General features: G+C 70.3%; 15 protein-coding genes, 1 tRNA gene and 1 pseudogene. 9 read left to right on the top strand and 8 right to left on the bottom strand.

The genetic code is table 11. The features are described 5' to 3' along the window. Positions 1–95 precede the first annotated feature (95 nt). Positions 96–1,691 (bottom strand): beta-N-acetylhexosaminidase, encoded by a 1,596-nt coding sequence (locus tag K9S39_RS28520; protein ID WP_283112966.1) that lies wholly within the window; start codon positions 1,689–1,691, stop codon positions 96–98. Between the two features lie 247 nt (positions 1,692–1,938). On the opposite strand from K9S39_RS28520, the gene K9S39_RS28515 reads away from it, so the two are divergent. Both K9S39_RS28515 and glmS read left to right on the top strand, forming a co-directional pair. Beyond that, positions 1,939–2,214, top strand: a complete 276-nt coding sequence (locus K9S39_RS28515; protein WP_248866209.1) for a hypothetical protein — start codon at positions 1,939–1,941, stop codon at positions 2,212–2,214. A gap of 94 nt (positions 2,215–2,308) precedes the next feature. Beyond that, entirely contained in the window at positions 2,309–4,135 is a 1,827-nt protein-coding gene (gene glmS / locus K9S39_RS28510) for a glutamine--fructose-6-phosphate transaminase (isomerizing) (RefSeq protein ID WP_248866208.1), read from the top strand. A gap of 451 nt (positions 4,136–4,586) precedes the next feature. Here glmS and K9S39_RS28505 read toward each other — a convergent pair whose 3' ends face one another. After that, on the bottom strand, positions 4,587–5,108 hold the full coding sequence (locus K9S39_RS28505; protein ID WP_248866207.1) for a universal stress protein: 522 nt from the start codon (positions 5,106–5,108) through the stop codon (positions 4,587–4,589). Between the two features lie 1,019 nt (positions 5,109–6,127). Here K9S39_RS28505 and K9S39_RS28495 point away from each other — a divergent pair. The 4 genes from K9S39_RS28495 (at position 6,128) to K9S39_RS28480 (ending at position 8,633) form a co-directional block, all read left to right on the top strand. Further along, the gene (locus tag K9S39_RS28495) at positions 6,128–7,420 is read left to right on the top strand and encodes a GlxA family transcriptional regulator (RefSeq protein WP_248866205.1); all 1,293 of its coding nucleotides are present in this window, start codon (positions 6,128–6,130) and stop codon (positions 7,418–7,420) included. 5 nt (positions 7,421–7,425) lie between these two features. Further along, a complete protein-coding gene (orn, locus tag K9S39_RS28490) occupies positions 7,426–8,046 on the top strand; it encodes an oligoribonuclease (RefSeq protein ID WP_248866204.1) in 621 nt (206 codons plus the stop codon). Positions 8,047–8,151: 105 nt separating this feature from the next. After that, positions 8,152–8,227: transfer RNA gene (locus tag K9S39_RS28485), tRNA-His, on the top strand. A gap of 127 nt (positions 8,228–8,354) precedes the next feature. Continuing rightward, positions 8,355–8,633 carry a hypothetical protein gene (locus K9S39_RS28480; protein ID WP_248866202.1) on the top strand — a complete coding sequence of 93 codons (279 nt, stop codon included), beginning with the start codon at positions 8,355–8,357 and terminating at the stop codon, positions 8,631–8,633. On the opposite strand, the gene K9S39_RS28475 is transcribed toward K9S39_RS28480, so the two are convergent. Beyond that, positions 8,627–9,277, bottom strand: a complete 651-nt coding sequence (locus K9S39_RS28475) for an NAD(P)-dependent oxidoreductase (RefSeq protein ID WP_248866200.1) — start codon at positions 9,275–9,277, stop codon at positions 8,627–8,629. The two genes, K9S39_RS28480 and K9S39_RS28475, sit on opposite strands and share 7 nt — an antisense overlap. A 190-nt stretch (positions 9,278–9,467) precedes the next feature. On the opposite strand from K9S39_RS28475, the gene K9S39_RS28470 reads away from it, so the two are divergent. Next, complete coding sequence (locus K9S39_RS28470; protein ID WP_248866198.1) at positions 9,468–10,415, top strand: helix-turn-helix domain-containing protein; 948 nt, start codon at positions 9,468–9,470, stop codon at positions 10,413–10,415. Between the two features lie 212 nt (positions 10,416–10,627). On the opposite strand, the pseudogene K9S39_RS28465 reads toward K9S39_RS28470, so the two are convergent. The 3 genes and pseudogenes from K9S39_RS28465 to K9S39_RS28455 form a co-directional block, all read right to left on the bottom strand. Beyond that, positions 10,628–11,530, bottom strand: a pseudogene (locus K9S39_RS28465) (chitinase); the annotation flags it as partial. Between the two features lie 550 nt (positions 11,531–12,080). Then, positions 12,081–13,478, bottom strand: coding sequence for a sensor histidine kinase (locus K9S39_RS28460; RefSeq protein WP_248866197.1), 1,398 nt, complete (start codon positions 13,476–13,478; stop codon positions 12,081–12,083). A gap of 145 nt (positions 13,479–13,623) precedes the next feature. Then, positions 13,624–14,316 (bottom strand): response regulator transcription factor, encoded by a 693-nt coding sequence (locus K9S39_RS28455; RefSeq protein ID WP_248866196.1) that lies wholly within the window; start codon positions 14,314–14,316, stop codon positions 13,624–13,626. 141 nt (positions 14,317–14,457) lie between these two features. Here K9S39_RS28455 and K9S39_RS28450 point away from each other — a divergent pair, with 141 nt between their 5' ends. After that, positions 14,458–15,012, top strand: a complete 555-nt coding sequence (locus K9S39_RS28450) for a hypothetical protein (protein WP_248866195.1) — start codon at positions 14,458–14,460, stop codon at positions 15,010–15,012. 136 nt (positions 15,013–15,148) lie between these two features. Here the strand turns inward: K9S39_RS28450 and K9S39_RS28445 are convergent, their stop codons facing one another. Both K9S39_RS28445 and K9S39_RS28440 read right to left on the bottom strand, forming a co-directional pair. Further along, on the bottom strand, positions 15,149–16,039 hold the full coding sequence (locus K9S39_RS28445; RefSeq protein ID WP_248866194.1) for a spermidine synthase: 891 nt from the start codon (positions 16,037–16,039) through the stop codon (positions 15,149–15,151). Between the two features lie 164 nt (positions 16,040–16,203). Further along, complete coding sequence (locus K9S39_RS28440; RefSeq protein ID WP_248866193.1) at positions 16,204–16,659, bottom strand: chaplin; 456 nt, start codon at positions 16,657–16,659, stop codon at positions 16,204–16,206. Positions 16,660–16,905: 246 nt separating this feature from the next. Between K9S39_RS28440 and K9S39_RS28435 the strand changes: the two genes are divergently transcribed. Then, on the top strand, positions 16,906–17,997 hold the full coding sequence (locus K9S39_RS28435; RefSeq protein ID WP_248866192.1) for a hypothetical protein: 1,092 nt from the start codon (positions 16,906–16,908) through the stop codon (positions 17,995–17,997). Positions 17,998–18,044: the final 47 nt, after the last annotated feature.

Here is an 18,044-nt window from a genome sequence, read left to right as displayed (position 1 = left end):
TCACGGACCCAGGCGAGGGTCTGCGCCCGGCAGTCGCCCCGGCTCGCGGGCTCACCTCGAAGGTTGCTGAATTGTCGTTTCGGTGGCCTTGGAACTCACCTCGTGGGCCAAGGAACTTCGGGAGAACGGTAGTAGCCGATCCCCAGGGCATCCCACCGGGGCCCCTGCGCCGCCAGCCGCTCCCGGTACGACGGCCAGTCGTGCGTGTCCTCCGGCGACCATCCCAGCTCCGCGATCCCCGGCAGCCGCGGGAACGTCATGTACTCGATATGCGCGGAATTCCTGATCGTCTCGGTCCACAGCGGCGCCTCGACACCGAGCACCGCCCCCGCGGGCACGCCGTCCAGGTACCGGCCCGGATCCCAGTCGTAGGAGCGCTCGACGCCGACGTAGCCGGCCCAGTTCAGCCCCAGCGGCGTGTCCTTGTCGTACTTCATGTCGAGGTACGCGCGGTCGGCGGGCGAGAGAACGAGCCGGGTGCCCTTCTGCGTGGCGGCCGCGACCTGGGCGCGTTCCTCCGCGCTCGTCTTGTCGTAGCCCCAGTACTGGGCGACGGCGCCGTTCGCCGGGCGCGCGGCGGTCAGCTGGTGCCAGCCGATCACCGTCTTCCCGTACTTGGCGACCACCGGCTGCACCTTGTCCATGAAGGCCGCATAGTCCTCCTGGCTGGTGGAGTGTGCCTCGTCGCCGCCGATGTGGAGATACGGCCCCGGGGTCAGCGCGGCGATCTCCCGGATCACATCGCCGACGAAGTCGTATGTCACCTTCTTCGGCACACACAGCGAGCTGAAGCCGACTTCGGTGCCGGTGTAGAGCGGCGGCGCCACGCCATTGCAGTTCAGCTTCGCGTACGAGGCCAGCGCGGCATTGGTGTGCCCCGGCATGTCGATCTCCGGGACCACCGTCAGATACCGGCTCGCGGCGTACCGCAGGATCTCGCGGTAGTCGTCCTTGGTGTAGTAGCCGCCGGGTCCGCCGCCGACCTCGGTGCTGCCGCCGTACGTGGCCAGCCGCGGCCAGGACGTGATGGCGATCCGCCAGCCCTGGTCGTCCGAGAGATGCAGATGGAGTTTGTTGACCTTGTAGAGCGCGAGCTGGTCGATATAGCGCTTGACCTGCGCGACGGTGAAGAAGTGCCGCGATACGTCGAGCATCGCGCCCCGGTAGGCGTAGCGCGGCGCATCGGCGATCTCACCGCCCGCGACCTGCCACGGTCCGGGCTGCTCGGTGCGCTCCTCGACGGCCGCCGGGAGCAGCTGCCGCAGCGTCTGGACGCCGTGGAAGAGCCCGGCGGGCTTCCCGGCGCTGATGGTCACCGCGCGGGCGCCGGAGCGGAGCCGGTAGCCCTCCGCCCCCAGGCCCTTGGTCCCGTGGCCGCCGAGCCGGAGCACGATGCCGTCCCGTCCGTCCTTGGTGGTCACCGGGAGGCGGAAGCCCGTGGCGGGCCGCAGCAGCTCCGCGAGATAGCCGGCCACCCGCTTGGCCTCGCCGGAGCCGCCGGGGACACGGATCCGGGTCCGGTCGCCGAGAGTGAACGGCTCCCCGCCGGGGCGTACCGACGCGGGCGCGGGGACCACCTGGTCCAGGGGGGTGGCAGCACGGGCGGCTGCGGGCTGCGGCGGTACGGCGGCGGTTCCCATCCCCGCCGCCGCGATCAGCAGCAGCGGGAAGAGTATTCTGCGTCGTCTCATCGGCGGTCCCTTCGGCGAGAGCAGCGTGCGCGCACGTCTGACGACACGCGTGTCTGTCGTCATGCTGACCCGGCGCGTCTTACCTGGCATGTCCTGCATGGCATGGAGCGACCGAACGGTGACCATGCGTACCGTGTGCCCCGGATCCGGTCAAGGTTGAGGCCACTTTCCGGCCGCCACCCGATGGACCTGCCCGATAGCGGGCAGATTTCTTGCGAAACTCGGCGCGGCCCCGCAGTATCGACGCGTGCTCGATCATCGTCCGTCCCATGAGGACCTCATCGACCACCTGGTACGCAGTACGCCGCTGCAGCGCGGCGAGGCGGCCCGGGTGGTCCTGGACGTGCTCGCGTATTTCGACGAGACCACCGAGGGGTTCGTCCGCCGCAGACACCGTGAGCTGCAGTCCCAGGGGCTGCGGAACGAGGCGATCTTCGAGCGGATCTCCGACGAGCTGCCGCACCGCGCCGTCACCCCGCCGGCGCTCTCCATACGCCAGCTGCGCCGCCTCGTCTACGGCTGACGCGCCGGGCGGCACCGGCCGTCGAGCACTCGAACGCAGCACACAACGAACACGGCAAGAGCATTCGCCACAACGTTTTTCTCGGAGGGTCTGTATGTGCGGAATCGTCGGCTATATCGGCAAACGCGATGTCGCTCCGCTGCTCCTTGAGGGCCTGCAGCGCCTGGAGTACCGCGGCTACGACTCGGCGGGTATCGCCATCCACGCGAGCGGCACCGGCAAGGCCGCGGGTCTGAAGACCGCCAAGGCCAAGGGCCGGGTCCGTGAGCTGGAGTCCCGGCTGCCGAAGCGGTTCGCCGGCACCACCGGCATCGCGCACACCCGCTGGGCCACCCACGGGGCGCCGACCGACGAGAACGCCCACCCGCACCTCGACGCCGGGGGCAAGGTCGCGGTCGTGCACAACGGCATCATCGACAACGCCGCCGAGCTGCGCGCCAAGCTCACCGCCGACGGCGTCGAGTTCGCCTCCGAGACCGACACCGAGGTACTGGCCCACCTCATCGCCCGCTCCCAGGCCGAGAAGCTGGAGGAGAAGGTCCGCGAGGCGCTGCGGCACATCGAGGGCACCTACGGCATCGCCGTACTGCACGCCGACTTCACCGACCGCATCGTCGTCGCCCGCAACGGCTCCCCCGTCGTGCTGGGCATCGGCGAGCACGAGATGTTCGTCTCCTCCGACGTCGCCGCGCTGGTCTCGCACACCCGCCAGGTCGTCACCCTGGACGACGGCGAGATGGCCACCCTCAAGGCCGACGACTACCGGACGTACACCACCGAGGGCTCCCGCACCTCGGCCGAGCCGACCACCGTGGAGTGGGAGGCCGAGTCGTACGACATGGGCGGCCACGACACCTACATGCACAAGGAGATCTCCGAGCAGGCGGACGCGGTGGACCGCGCCCTGCGCGGCCGGATCGACGACCGCTTCTCCACCGTCCACCTGGGCGGCCTGAACCTGGACGCCCGCGAGGCGCGCGGGGTGCGCCGGGTGAAGATCCTGGGCTGCGGCACCTCGTACCACGCGGGCCAGATCGGCGCCCAGATGATCGAGGAGCTGGCCCGCATCCCCTCGGACGCCGAACCGGCCTCCGAGTTCCGCTACCGCGACCCGGTGGTGGACCCCGACACCCTCTACGTCGCGGTCTCCCAGTCCGGTGAGACCTATGACGTGCTGGCGGCCGTCCAGGAGCTCAAGCGCAAGGGCGCGCGGGTCCTGGGTCTGGTGAACGTCGTCGGCTCGGCGATCGCCCGCGAGACCGACGGCGGCATCTACGTCCACGCCGGGCCCGAGGTCTGCGTCGTCTCCACCAAGTGCTTCACCAACATGGTGGTCTCCTTCGCCCTGCTCGCGCTCCACCTGGGCCGCATCCGCGATCTGTCCGTCGCCGACGGCAAGCGGATCATCGAGGGCCTGCGCCGGCTGCCCGGCCAGATCGACGAGATCCTCAAGGGCGAGGAAGAGGTCAGGAAGCTGGCGGCGAAGTACGCGGACGCCAAGTCGATGATGTTCATCGGCCGGGTGCGGGGCTACCCGGTGGCGCGCGAGGCGTCGCTGAAGCTCAAGGAGGTCTCCTACATCCACGCCGAGGCCTACCCGGCGTCGGAGCTCAAGCACGGCCCGCTGGCACTCATCGAGCCCGCGATGCCGACCGTCGCGATCGTCCCGGACGACGATCTGCTGGAGAAGAACCGCGCCGCGCTGGAGGAGATCAAGGCCCGCAACGGCCGCATCCTGGCGGTCGCGCACCAGGAGCAGGAGAAGGCCGACCACACCATCGTCGTCCCGAAGAACGAGCCGGAGCTGGACCCGATCCTGATCGGCATCCCGCTCCAACTCCTCGCCTACCACACGGCGTTGGCCCTGGGCCGCGACATCGACAAGCCGCGCAACCTGGCCAAGTCGGTCACGGTGGAATAAGCCTCCCTCATGCCACCGAAGCGGTAATGGAGCAACCCCCTCGGCGAGCAACCACCTCCGCGAGAGCGGCGCCGGCTCAGGCGCGAGAACAGAGGCGGGGGTTCTGCGCGGCCACCATCGCGCAGAACCCCCGCCTCCCCTGTTGCCGACGTCGCCCATACGCCGGCGGGATGCCGCCCCCAGGATCCGTCACCTCCCGGCCGGCAGCACGTGGTTGCCGTGTGCGCGACCGCCGGACTCCTCGCGAGGCACGCTCACATGACCGTTTTCTACCCGTCACAAGCACACAATGCACCTCTGCGCACCGAGGGAAACACCGCCGCCGGCACTCTTCACGACGCGCTGTGCGAGGTTCCGTGCGGGGCTCGCCATGACGCCCCGTCAGTCGGCGTTCACCACACGCACGGTGAACGGGACAACGATCCGCCGTCAGGGATACGTCAGAGCCGCGTCAAGGAATGACGATCACCGGACGCTGCGCCCGGCGCGCCAGCCGCCCCGCGACCGTGCCGAAGATCCGGCCGACGATGCCCTGCGTGGAGCCGACCACGATCGCGTCGGCCTCGTACTCCCGGCCGACCTCCTCCAGCTCATGGCAGATGTCCCCGCCGCGCTCGACGAGAATCCACGGGACCTCGCTGAGATGATCGGCGCAGGCGAGCTCCAGGCCGAGCACTTCGGTGCGGTGATCCGGTACGTCCACGAAGACCGGGGGTTCACAACCCGCCCAGACGGTCGTCGGCAGCCGGTTGGCCACATGGACGATGATCAACCCGGAGCTGAAGCGCCGGGCCATACCGATTGCATACGCCAATGCTCGTTCGCTCGAAGTGGAGCCGTCGAAGCCGACCACGACGCCGTGCCGGAAAGCCGGGTCGCAGGAGTGGCGTGTCTCTTCCGCCGCTTCCAGGTCCGCCATCGGATCGGCGACCTGCTTGCGGTCCGCGGGTTCGGGGTTCTTGTGACCGGCCATGGGATTGTCTCGGCGAGGAGATCCTCTTGCGGAGGGGCGGGCGGGGAACGGCGATTGACTTGATCCGGCAGTTGACTGAGCTGGCTCGACGAGGAGCGGGAGCCATAGTTCAAAGAGGAACGATACGACCGGGAATCATCTTCCCAAGCCGATACCCCCAGAGTACGGCGCCACTCCTCCGCTGCCCAGAACCCGCCGCGGACGCGGGACGCCGCGCGAGGGGGCCGGGGCCTCGAACGTTCCCCGGAGCATGCCGGAGCGTGGCGCGGATGGCAATGCCCCGCCCTGCCCCGTACGTACCCATCACGGTGACTCATGATCGCCGGCGGCGTTGTAGTAGCTGCCCGTCCGAAGGGAGCGCTCGGTGCCCGTACGGTCCGATAGATCACCCGACCCAGTGAGCGATGTCGTGCGCTGGGGCGCGTTCAGCTGCGCCCTGGTGCCCGTCGTGCTCCTCGTGAGCGGTGCCTCCCTGGCCGGCGCGGCCGGCACCGCCGCCGGTCTGACGGCGGTGACCTGTGCGTGCCGCGCACTGTGTCGGCGATCCGAACGGACCGCCGCCCGGCTGCTGGCCGAGAACCCCGGCAGGCACCGGAACAGAAGGGGACGTATCCGGACCGGAGCGCATGGGGGCGGTCGGTACTACGAAGGGCGTACGCCGGGCGAATAAAGCGCCCACAAGTCTGCGCGCGACCGTTTTCAGCCAACTTCCCGCCCGGTTGCCCACCTTGCCCGAACCACCCCCCAACCCTGGTGTGAGCAGGGCGGAAAGGACCGCTGGGCATGGTTGTGTCCTACTGCGAACGGGCAGAGCCGAGACGCGTACTTCCCATGTAGGCCCGACGAGTGGAACGCTTCGTGATCGAATGCTTCGCGCCACGTTGCCATATCGACATACCAGTGAGTGGTGAACTTGGCACTCCATCCTCACGGGACACAGTAGATTCGATCTTGGTAGTTATGGCGGGGGAACTGTGCAGGACCAAGAGGGCGAGACGACCGAGGGGGGCTTAAGTGCCATGAGCCAGGACTCCGCTGCCGTACCAGATGCCGCACGCAAGCTCGCCGCCCGACGACGCCGCGAAATAGTCGCGGTGCTCCTCTTCAGTGGCGGCCCCATTTTCGAGAGCTCCATTCCGCTCTCGGTCTTCGGCATCGACCGACAGGACGCCGGCGTTCCGAGGTACCGGCTACTTGTTTGCGCTGGCGAAGATGCGCCTTTGCGCACGACCGGGGGGCTCGAACTTTCGGCCCCCTACGGGCTGGAGGCGATCGCCCGCGCCGGGACGGTCGTCGTACCGGCCTGGCGATCCATCACCCAGGCCCCGCCGCCCGCCGCGCTCGACGCGCTGCGCCGCGCGCATGAAGAAGGGGCCAGAATCGTCGGGCTGTGCACGGGGGCGTTCGTCCTCGCCGCGGCCGGACTGCTCGACGGCCGGCCGGCCACGACCCACTGGATGTACGCGCCGACGCTCGCCAAGCGTTATCCGTCCGTCCATGTCGACCCCCGCGAGCTCTTCGTCGACGACGGCGATGTGCTCACCTCCGCGGGGACCGCGGCCGGTATCGATCTGTGTCTGCACATCGTGCGGACCGACCACGGCGCCGACGCCGCGAACGCGCTGGCCCGCCGGCTGGTCGTACCACCGCGCCGTACCGCCTCCGAGCTGGGGCACCAGCGCTACCTGGACAGGTCTTTACCAGAGGAGATCGGCGCCGACCCGCTCGCCGAGGTCGTCGCCTGGGCGCTGGAGCACCTCCACGAGCAGTTCGACGTGGAGACGCTGGCGGCGCGCGCCTATATGAGCCGTCGCACCTTCGACCGGCGGTTCCGTTCCCTGACCGGGAGCGCTCCCCTGCAGTGGCTGATCACCCAGCGGGTGCTGCAGGCCCAGCGGCTGCTGGAGACTTCCGACTATTCGGTGGACGAGGTCGCGGGGCGCTGCGGATTCCGCTCGCCGGTCGCGCTGCGGGGGCACTTCCGGCGGCAGCTGGGCGCCTCGCCGGCGGCCTACCGCGCGGCGTACCGCGCGCGCCGGCCGCAGGGCGGTGCACCCGAGCCGGCGCTGCGGCCGGAGCGGGCCGAGCGGCCGGAGCGCGGGGACCGGCCGGCACCGGTCGCCGGCGGACCGGACCGGTTCTCCGCGACCGTGGTGGGCCATGGTCCGGCGACCGCCCTGGCGGCCGCCGATCCGGGCGAAGCGGGCAAACCACATGCGGACGCCTTCGCCGCGCGGCTGCCGGAAGCCCCGGTCGGCCGTGGTGCGGGACGGCCCGTGCTCCCCGGTCAGCGTGAGCGCCCCGTAGGGTGAGACGTATGAACGATCGCATGGTGTGGATCGACTGCGAGATGACCGGACTCTCGCTGGCGAATGACGCACTCATCGAGGTGGCCGCGCTGGTCACCGACTCCGAGCTGAATGTGCTGGGCGACGGGGTGGATGTGGTGATCCGCCCCCCGGCCGACGCACTGACCACCATGCCGGAGGTGGTGCGCCAGATGCACACCGCTTCCGGCCTGCTCGACGAGCTGGACAACGGTACGACGCTGGAGGACGCCGAGGCGCAGGTGCTCGCGTACATCAGGCGGCATGTGCCGGAGCCGGGCAGGGCACCGCTGTGCGGCAATTCCGTCGGCACGGACCGCGGCTTCCTGCTGCGCGACATGCCGATGCTGGAGAGCTATCTTCACTACCGGATCGTCGATGTCTCGTCCGTGAAGGAACTCGCCCGGCGCTGGTTCCCGCGGGCCTACTTCAACAGTCCGGACAAGAACGGCAACCACCGGGCGCTGGCCGATATCCGTGAATCCATCGCGGAATTGCGCTACTACCGGGAGGCGGTCTTCGTGCCGCAGCCCGGACCCGACTCGGACACCGCGAAGGCCATCGCGGCGAAGTACGTTCTCCCTGACGAAGCGCAGTCCGCACCGCAGTGACGCAGCTCGCTCCCGGGCCCGCAAAACCTGGGAGCGAGCACCCCTCCGGACCCTGTACACTTTTTCTCGGCCGGTGCGGAAGACACCACAAAAGCCCCGGTCGTGGTGGGTATAGCTCAGCTGGTAGAGCACCTGGTTGTGGTCCAGGATGTCGCGGGTTCGAGTCCCGTTACTCACCCCAAGGGATCGGCCCCGGACCGTGAAAGCGGTCCGGGGCCGTTCTTTCTGCCTTGTGTGCCCTTTTCCTGTGCCCGTGCGCCTCGTACGCCGGGCAGAGGGTTCTCGTAGACCCGGCATAGGGTCGGCGCATGATGATGCGATTACGCCGTCCTTGGCGCGCCAGGCTGGTTGTTGTGCTCGCGGCGCTGGTGCTGGCGGCCGTCGGGACGACGCTGGTGTGGCGCGACACGCCGCCCCCGTATCAGCCGCAACGGTGGCAACCACCGCATCCGAGGGTGGCCGTCACATACGAGAGCACCGCCTATCGCGAGGACCCGCCCGGTCCGGCGACCCTCGTCGGCGCCGTGATGATGGCCGGCGCGCTCGCCCTGTCCGGCGGCTGCCTTTTCATCCGCCGCCGTCAGTAGCCGACGGTGAAGCGCTCGCCGATGTGGGCGGGCCGCTCGATCTCGTCGACAAGAGCCACCGCGTAGTCCTCGGCGGAGATCCGGCTGCTGCCGTCGGCCGCGGTGACCAGGTCGTCGAGGCCGGTGCGGTAGGTGCCGGTGCGCTCGCCGGGCGCGATGGTGGCGGCCGGGCTGAGGTTGGTCCAGCGGACGTCGGAGACGGTGCGGTAGAAGTCCAGGGCGTCGCCGTGCGCGTGCATGATCTGCAGCAGGAACTCGGGGAGGCCGTCCGCGTCCCAGACCTGCGTGCCGTCGGGGGTGCGCAGTGAGCCTGCGCCGCCGACGGTGATCAGGCGCGGGGCCGCGTCGCCGAGGGTGCGCAGACCGGCGACGAGGGACTCGGCGGCGGGCTTGATGGTGGCGATGTGCCCCGGTCCGTCGCCGCCGCCGACCGCGCTCACCAGCACGTCCTGACCCTTGGCCACCGCCGCGACCGAGGCCGGGTCGAGCACGTCACCGGTGGTCACGGTCAGGTTCGGATGGCTGGTGGTGATCTTGGCGGGGTCGCGGACGACCGCGGTGACCTGGTGGCCGCGCTGCAGGGCCTCGTTGAGGATGCGGCTGCCGATGGTGCCGTTGGCCCCGAAAAGAGCGATGGTGGACATGGTGGGTCTCCCGGTTGGTCTCTGTGTCCGTGAGGACTTCTGCGACTGGACTTCTGCGACTGGACTTCTGCGACTGTGCCCCTGAGGATCTTGACGTCTTCAGGACTTCCGCTTTCCGTCAGCAGTCGCGCTGACGTCTTCTACGCTAGGGGCATGAGCGGGGAATTTCGGGGTAGCGAGGGGACGGGTCATGGTGAAAACGCGACAGGACGCGAGCCCTGGCAGCGAGCCGGTCCCGGAGATCCGGGAGGTGGCGTTCTCCGCGCCCGCCGGGCGGCCCGCGGGGGTGGAGGTGATGACGCTGGCCGAACTGCGCGACCGGGCGGCCGCCTGTCGGCTGTCCACACCGCACCGGCCCGGCTTTCACCATCTGCTGCGGCTGGACCATGGCCGGCTGGTGCACAGCGTCGATTTCCGGGAACACGTCCTCACCCCGGGCGACCTGTTGTGGTCACGGCCCGGCCAGGTCCAGCACTTCGGCGACCTGACCGGGGCCGAGGGGCGGCTGGTGCTCTTCGAGTCCGGCTTCCTGGACCCGGCCACCGCGGCCGCCGCCCGTGTCGAGGACTGGTACGGGCCGGCCGTACGGCACCCCGAAGGGGCGGCGGCGCGGGCGGTGGACGACGCGCTGCGGCAGCTGCACCGCGAGTTCGACGCGCTGGGCGGGCTGCCGCTGGAGGTGCACCGTGCGGTACTGCGGCATCTGCTGGCCGTACTGGTGCTGCGGGCCGCGCATCAGACCGGGGCGGCGGACGGTGGGGGCGAGAGGGAGGGCACCTGCGAGGCCGGAGAGACCTATCTGCGGTTCCGGGACGCGGTGGAGCGGGAGTTCACCCATAGCCGGCAGGTCGCGGACTACGCCCGGTCGCTGGGCTATGCGCCCCGCACCCTCTCCCGGGCCACCGAGGCCGCCGCCGGGATCGGGGCGAAGGAGTTCATCGACCGCCGGGTGGTGCTGGAGGCCAAGCGGCTGCTGGCGCACGGCGACCAGTCGGCGGCCCGGATCGCGGACCGGCTGGGCTTCGCCGACGCCACCAATTTCAGCAAGTTCTTCCAGCGGCGGGCGGGGACCACCCCGATCGCGTTCCGCGCGGCCGTACGGGGCGGGGCGGCCGCCGAGGGAGGTCCGGATACGTAAGGCGGGGCGGGGCGGGGCGGCCGCCGAGGGAGGTCCGGATACGTAAGGCGGGGCGGTCGCCGAGGGAGGTCCGGACACACAAGGCAGCGCGGGACGGTCGCCGGAGAAGGTCCGGATACGTAGGGCGGGGCGCAGCGGGTGGGGGTGAAAGCCGCTGCGCCCCGCATCGGGGGCGGTCCGGGTGGGGGGACGGGACCGGACCGCCGGTCAGGTCAGCCGGTGTACGCGGCGAACGCCTTGGTGAAGTCCAGCGGCCGCTGCTCGATCGAACTGCAGGTGGGCTGCGCGGAGTTGGAGCCGTCGTCCGCGCAGGCCTTGTCGCGGGTCGAGGACCACATCGACAGCCAGCCCAGGTGCTTGTCCTGGGCGAACTTCACCAGCTGGGTGGCGTCCTCGACCTTGAAGACCTCGTTCTGGACGTCGTTGACGCCGATCATGGGCGTCACGGCGACGGTCTTCCAGGCGTCCGCGTCGCTCAGCCCGAGGGCCTTCTTGAGTTGGCCCTGGGTGGCGGTGGCGGCCTGGGTGGCGTAGGTGCCCATGTCACCGTTGTAGGAGGGGCCGTAGTCCATCGCCATGATGTTGACGGCGGAGATCTCGACGCCGTTCTTCTTGGCGTCGGCGACCAGGTTCACACCGTCCTGGGTCAGCCCTTCCGGCATGACGGGGAGGGTGAAGGAGACGTCCAGGTCCGGGTGCTTCTTCTGGAGCTGGACGATGGCCTGGGCGCGGCGGGTGTTGGCCTCGGTGTTGGGGAGCGCGCCGCCCTCGATGTCGAAGTCGACCTTGGTGAGCTCGAATTGGTCGACGACCTTGCCGTAGGCGGCGGCCAGTTCGCCGGCGGAGCCGCAGGCCAGGCCGAGTTCGGAGCCGTTGGCGCCGCCGAAGGAGACCCGTACGTCGCCGCCGGCCTTGCGCAGCGCGGGTATCTGCCGGGCCACCGGGTCGTCGCCCAGCTCGACGGAGCCGCCCCACTTGGGCGTGCAACCGCCGCCGGAGGTGACGAACGCGAGGTTGAAGTTCTTCACGCCGGTCTTGGCGGCGGTATCGGCCAGGTCGTAGGCGGGAGTGAGCGAGGTGTCGACATACGGGGCGAAGCCGGCGGCCGCCTTCGTGGGGGCGGTCTCCCGCTGTGGCGCCTTGGTGGCCATGGCCGAGCCGGCGATGGCGAACGCGCCGCCGGCCGCGACCGCGACGGCCACCGCCGTCACGGTGAGCCTGGCCGTACGGTTGATGCGCCGACGGTGTGCGGAAGTCATCTGGTACCTGCCTGTCGTCACGTGGGGGGCTGGGACGTGTCCCGCACGCTAGCGACTCCGAAAAGGACAAAAGGCCGGTTCGGTAAGGCAGTTGGCGGAATTATGGCCGCCTTAAGGGTGGGGAAGGGGGCGGTTAAGAGGGGTGGTCAGGGGCCTGGCGGGGTCCCTGACGGGGGTCAGGGTTGTCCCCTAGGGGGCGTGCGACCAAAACCCTTAAGGGTTGGGTGTGCCCCTTGCAGGCCACAACGCGGTGGGGTGGGGCGGTATTCCGGCGGGGTAGGGGAAGTGCCGCTGGAGCGGGGGGATTCCCGCGGGGACGGAGCGGAGGAAAGTCCCGCGGGGCGGGGGAAATCCGCCGGGACGGAGGAAGTCCCGCCGGGACGGGGAACTCCCGCCGGGAACGGGGCTACGCTCGTGCGGCTCGGCGGCCGCGAGTGCGGAGTTTGCGGCGTAGGCGGTGACCGCGGCGGATGCCGGGGCGGGGGCGGCCTTCGGTGAGGGCGAGCCAGACGCGTACCTCGGTGCCGCCCAGTACGGAGCGGCCGATGCGTACATCGCCGCCGGTCGATTCGGCGAGGCGCCGCACGATGTCCAGGCCGAGGCCGGTGGAGCCGGCCCCGCCGCCCCCGTGACCGCGGCGCAGTGCCGCGTCCGGGTCGGCGATGCCCGGCCCGGCGTCCGAGACCAGCACGATCACCGCCTCTTCGGCGTTGTGGACATCCACCGCGAAGGCGGTGCCCTCCGGAGTGTGCCGGAAGACATTGCCGAGCATCGCGTCGAGGGCGGCGGCGAGTTCGGGGCGGGCGACCGGGATACGGACGGGGCGGTCCGCGCCGGCGACCCGGACGGTGCGCCCCTCGTCCTCGGCGAGCGCCGACCAGAAGGCCATCCGCTCGCGGATCACCTCGGCGGCGTCGCAGCCGGCCCCGGCGACGGCCTGCTGGGTGTAGGCCTTCTGCCCGCGGGCGGTGCGGATGATCTGGTCGACCTCGCGCTCCAGCTGCTCGACGGCGGACCGGGTCTGGTCGGCGGCGGGCCCGTCGCCGAGCGAGGCGGCGTTCAGCCGCAGCACGGTCAGCGGGGTACGCAGCCGGTGCGAGAGGTCGGCGGCCAGTTCGCGTTCGTTGGCGAGCAGTTGGACGACCTGGTCGGCCATGGCGTTGAAGGCCGCGGCCGCGGAGCGCAGTTCCTTGGGGCCGTCCTCCGGGACGCGGACGCCGAGCTTGCCCTTGCCCAGGTCGTGTGCGGCGCCCGCGAGCCGCTCGGCCGGGCGCACCATGCGGGTGCCGAGCCGGTCGGCGACCGCGACCGAGCCGACGACGAGCGCGAGGCCGACGACGGCCAGCACCACCCATGAGGTGGTGACGCCGTTGGTGAGCTCGTCGTCGGGGACGAAGACCTCGACGACCGCGATGCCGGACGCGACGGCGGTGGGCTGGAGCAGCGAGGAGCCGCCGCGGACCGGGGACATGGAGGCCCGGCCGAGCTTGACGGCGGCCGCGACGTCCTCGGGGGCGGCCCGCCGGGTGCCGATCTCGGTGGGGCTGCCGCCCCTGCCGCTCGCGGGGACATGGACGCCGATCCGCCCGCCGCGGCCGGTCTCGGCGCTGGCCACCGCCCGTTCCAGTTGGGTGCGGTCGGTGGTGATGGCGAGGACCGGGCCGATGGTGGCGGCCTGCCGCTCGGCGTTGGAGAACGCGCGGTCGCGGGCCATCTCCTTGACGACGAGCCCGAGGGGCACGGCGAACGCGACCACCACCATCGCGGTCACCGCCAGCGCCACCTTGACCAGGGCCCATCTCACGGGGTCTCAACTTTCGCTGCTCCGCCCGCGAGGAGGCCCAGAGGTGCGGGTTTCTCCGTAGTCTGCGGCCCGGCGGCCTCGCGCGCTCCTCCAGCCGCCTCCCCCGGACTTCGTCCGGGTGGTGCACCCAGGACGTGCCCCCAGCTCACTGTGGTGGCTCCAGTTTCACGCCGACGCCCCGCAGGGTGTGCAGATACCGGGGCTTCGCCGCGGTTTCGCCCAGTTTGCGGCGGAGCCAGGAGAGATGGACGTCAATGGTCTGGTCGTCGCCGTAGGACTGCTGCCAGACCTCGGCGAGCAGTTCCTTGCGGGGGACGACGACGCCGGGGCGCTCGGCGAGGAAGGCCAGCAGGTCGAATTCCCTGCGGGTGAGGTCGAGTGCGGCGCCGTCAAGAGTCGCCTGCCGGCGCAGCGGGTCGATGGACAGGCCGCCGACCTGGATCAGTCGGGAGGGTGGCTCCGCACCGGGTGCGGTGGCGCGGGCGCGGCGCAGCACGGCCGCCATCCGGGCCGAGAGGTGTTCGACGGAGAACGGCTTGGTGAGGTAGTCGTCGGCGCCGTCGTTCAGCAGCCGTACGATGTCGGCCTCGTCGTCCCGGGCCGTGGCGATGATCACGGGAACGTCGGTGATCCCGCGCAGCATCTTCAGTGCCTCGGAGCCGTCCAGGTCGGGCAGGCCGAGGTCCAGGATGACCACATCGAAGCCGACCTGCGCCACCTCGCGCAGCGCCTCCAGAGCGGTGCCGACGCTGCGTACCGCGTGGGAAGCCTCGGTCAGATGCCGGATGAGGGCCGAGCGGACGAACTGATCGTCCTCGACGACGAGCACACGTGCCATGGGCGGCACCGTACGCCATTCGGGCGGTTTTCCTTACCGGGGTTGACATCCCCGGCCGGTGCTGGGAGGTGGCCCAGTGAGGTCTGTCCGCCGCCTGGGACGGGCTGCAACTGGGCGGGCCAGTGGTGCAGTATGAGCCGAATGCAACGAGGTCTGATTCATGTGGCGGCCTGGACGCTGGCGACCGGCGCCGCGGTCACGCTGTCGTGGTTCGGTGTGCACACCGTGCTGGCCGGCACGGCGTACGACGCGCCGCGCGCGCTGCCGCTGTCCGAGCAGGTGCCCTCGTCGGGGGGCCAGGCGGACGGCGATATCGCACCGCGCGCCTCCTCCACGCACCGCCCCAAGCCGTCCGGCACGGCCGGTCGCAGCCCCTCTCCCAGCGAGAAACCGTCCACGCCGTCCGGCTCCGGCGGCAGACGTACGGGCGGTCCCGCCGCCGCCCCGTCGACGGGATCGGCTTCCGGTGGCGAGGTCAAGAGCTACTCCACGGTGGGCGGCCGGGTCGTCCTGGACCTGCGCCGCGACTCCGCCGAGCTGGTGAGCGCGACGCCGAACGCGGACTGGGAGATGCAGGTCTGGACACAGGACAAGTGGCTCCGGGTCGACTTCACCGGCAAGAGCGGCCATACGTCCGTGATCTGCGCCTGGAACGGTCATCCGCCGATGGTGGATGTCAACAATCACGCGACGTAGGAAATGCACGGGATTTAGGAGATTCAGGGGATCTAGGGGATGTCATGGATGTCGCAGGTGTAGCGGAAGACGCCTATGTCGCGGGGGTGTTGGGGAGGGCGGACGTGACCGTTGGCGGCCCGTTCCGCGCCCCGCGTCAGGCGAAGACCTGTGGCGGCGGGGACGGTGAGGCGACCGCGGTGGCGTCGGTGACCGGCGTCGCGCCGCCGGTGAAGTCCAGCAGCGCCCGCCCGTGCTCGACCCGTCCGGTCTCCGGATCGGTCGCCGCCCGCCGGGTCAGTTCGGCAATCGGCAGTTCCCGGTCGGCCGCCAGCAGCACGGCGTTGCCGAACCGCTTGCCCCGAAGCACGGCGGGGTCGGTGGTCAGACACAACTCGGGGAAGACCGTACGGACGGTGGCGATCTGGCCGCGCAGGAAGCGCAGCGGCGCCTCCCCGCATGCCGCCCTGGCGCTCGCGGGCCCGTCCGTCAGATTCGCCGCATAGCAGCCGCCGGGCCGCAGCGCCCGCCGGACGTCCGCGACGCATTCGGCGCTGGTCAGGTGCGCGGGCGTACGGGCACCGGCGAAGACATCCGCGATGATCAGGTCAGCCCAGCCGTCCGGGATCTTCGCGAGTCCCTCGCGGGCGTCCCCGCCGCGCACCCTGATCCGCCAGCCGCTCTCCAACGGCAGCTCGCGGCGGACGAGTTGGACGAGCGGGCCGTCGATCTCCACCACCTGCTGGGTGGAGCGCGGCCGGGTCGCGGCGATATAGCGCGCCAGGGTCAACGCGCCGCCGCCGAGGTGCAGGACCCGCAGCGGCCTGCCGGGCGGTGCGGCCAGGTCGGCGATATGTCCGAGCCGCCGCTGGTAGGCGAAGTCCAGATGGGTCGGGTCGGCCAGGTCCACATACGACTGCGGGGCGCCGTCGATCAGCAGCGTCCAGCCGCGCGGCCGGTCCCGGTCGGGCCGCAGCTCGGCGACCCCGCCGTGCACCGTCTCCACGACGGACTCGGGGCCGCCGCGCCCGCGTCTGCTCTTCCCCATGCGGTCAGTATGACGCGCGTACGCCGGGCCTCCGCCGCTGGTCGGACCGGTCACCCGGCGCCTTGGGCAGAGCGGCGGGTCACCCGTGACCGATGTCACGGGTGACCCGCCACCGCAGAGCGCGACCCGGGCCGGCCCGATGCCCCTCCGGACCGGAGGTCAGATCACTTGTTGATGCAGATGCTCCCGAACGCCGGGTTCAGCAGACCGATGAAGTTGATGCTGTTGCCGCATGCGTTGATCGGGATGCTGACCGGAACCTGGATGAGGTTGCCGCTGACGATGCCCGGCGAGTGCGCGACCTGGCCCTTCGCGACTGCGTGGCCGTAGCCGTACCCGTCGTCGCCGTACCCGACAGAGCCGTCGCCGCCGTGCTGGCGGGCCTTGCCGTGGTCGCGCTTGTCGTGGTCCTTGGCGCGGGTCTTGCCGTGGGACTTGCCGTGGGACTTGCCGTGAGACTTGCCGTGGGACTTGGCATGAGCCTTGGCGTGGGACTTGGCATGGGCCTTGCCATGGCCATGGTGGCTGCCAGAGCAGTTGGCGCCGGCGATGCCCGCACCACCGAGCACCATGGCACAGCTGGCCGCGGCCACCGTGACCGTCTTGACGAACCGCTTCATCACCATTCTCCTTTCAGTTCGCGAATGGGGCACCGCACTCAACGAACCAAAACATATGGGGATGCGGTCGTTCATCCTGGCGCTAAGAAGTTGGTCCAACCGGAAGACATGATGTCACCGGCACGAAGTCCGGTATTCCGCTGATCGGAATCCCCGACCGGCACAACGGCGTGCCTGCTGCGATTCCCAACATGCTTTCTGTCAGAGTGCTCTCCTGTTTGACTGATTGAAGTCGGAGAGGGAGACATGCGGAAGTCGATGGACCGCACCGGGCACGGCGCCGTATGCGCACTCGTGACCTTGGTTTTGTCGGCCACCCCGTCTTCGGCAGTGGCCGCACCGGCGCCCAAGGAATCCTCGCGAATTCCTTTCCATGAGCGCTATCACGTGACCCAGCGCGGCGGTATCACGCGCGCGGCCAACTCCTCGGTCACCTGCGATGCCACGGCGGCCGGCGCGGGCACGTCGTGCGGGTACGCCCAGCAGGGCTACGGCGGAGCCAACGGGCACTACCGGATGACGTATACCGATATCGATTCCGACCCCGACACCGATAACTCCAGCAGCGCCGATCTGCGGCTGCCGGCCGGTTCCCGGGTCAGCTACGCGCGGCTGTACTGGGGCGGCAATCTGCGGGCCGGCGAGCAGAAGCCGGACAAGGACAACGGCCGGGTGCTGCTGGCCCGGCCCGGCGGGCAGTACAAAGAGGTACTGGCGGACACCGTCACCGGGCATCGCACAACCTCCCGGACCGATGGCTTCCAGGCGTCCGCGGATGTCACCAAGCTGGTGCGCGCCGGCGGTTCCGGCGCGTACACCGTGGCCCAGGTCAATGTGGCGAACGGCCGTTCCACGGCGGGCGCCTGGGGCGGCTGGACGCTGGTCGTCGCCTATGAGAATGCCCGGATGCCGCTGCGGAGGCTGGCGTTGTGGGACGGATTCCAGCCGGTCAAGGCGAACGGCAAGGCGCTTTCGGTGAAACTGCCGAGAATGCGGATCCCGGCCGGGGCACGCGGCAGCGCGGGCGTGGTGGCATACAACGGGGACCGTGGCACCGGAAATGACTCGCTCTCCGTGGCGGCCGGGAAGAGCCCGCCCCGCGGCCTTACCGATGCGGCCAACCCGGCGAATGATGTGATGAATTCGAGCATCACCGATTTCGGCCGGGAGACGGCCCGGCAGCCAGCCTATCGGAACACCCTCGGAATTGATTCCGACGTATTCGACATCACCCCCGCTCTCCAGTCCGGCGGCGACCGTCTCACTTTCCGGTTCGGAGCCGGCAATGAGGGATATCTGCTCGGCGCGCTCTTCGTCCAGGCCGACGTCGGACGCTGAGCGGCGGGCACCGGGAATTCCCCCGGAGATTTCTGTCAGCCCGGCGA

This window comes from Streptomyces halobius, from assembly GCF_023277745.1.
In the GTDB taxonomy this organism is placed as follows: domain Bacteria; phylum Actinomycetota; class Actinomycetes; order Streptomycetales; family Streptomycetaceae; genus Streptomyces; species Streptomyces halobius.
Note: the sequence above shows the minus strand (reverse complement) of the source record. Positions and strands in the feature narration are given on the sequence as shown.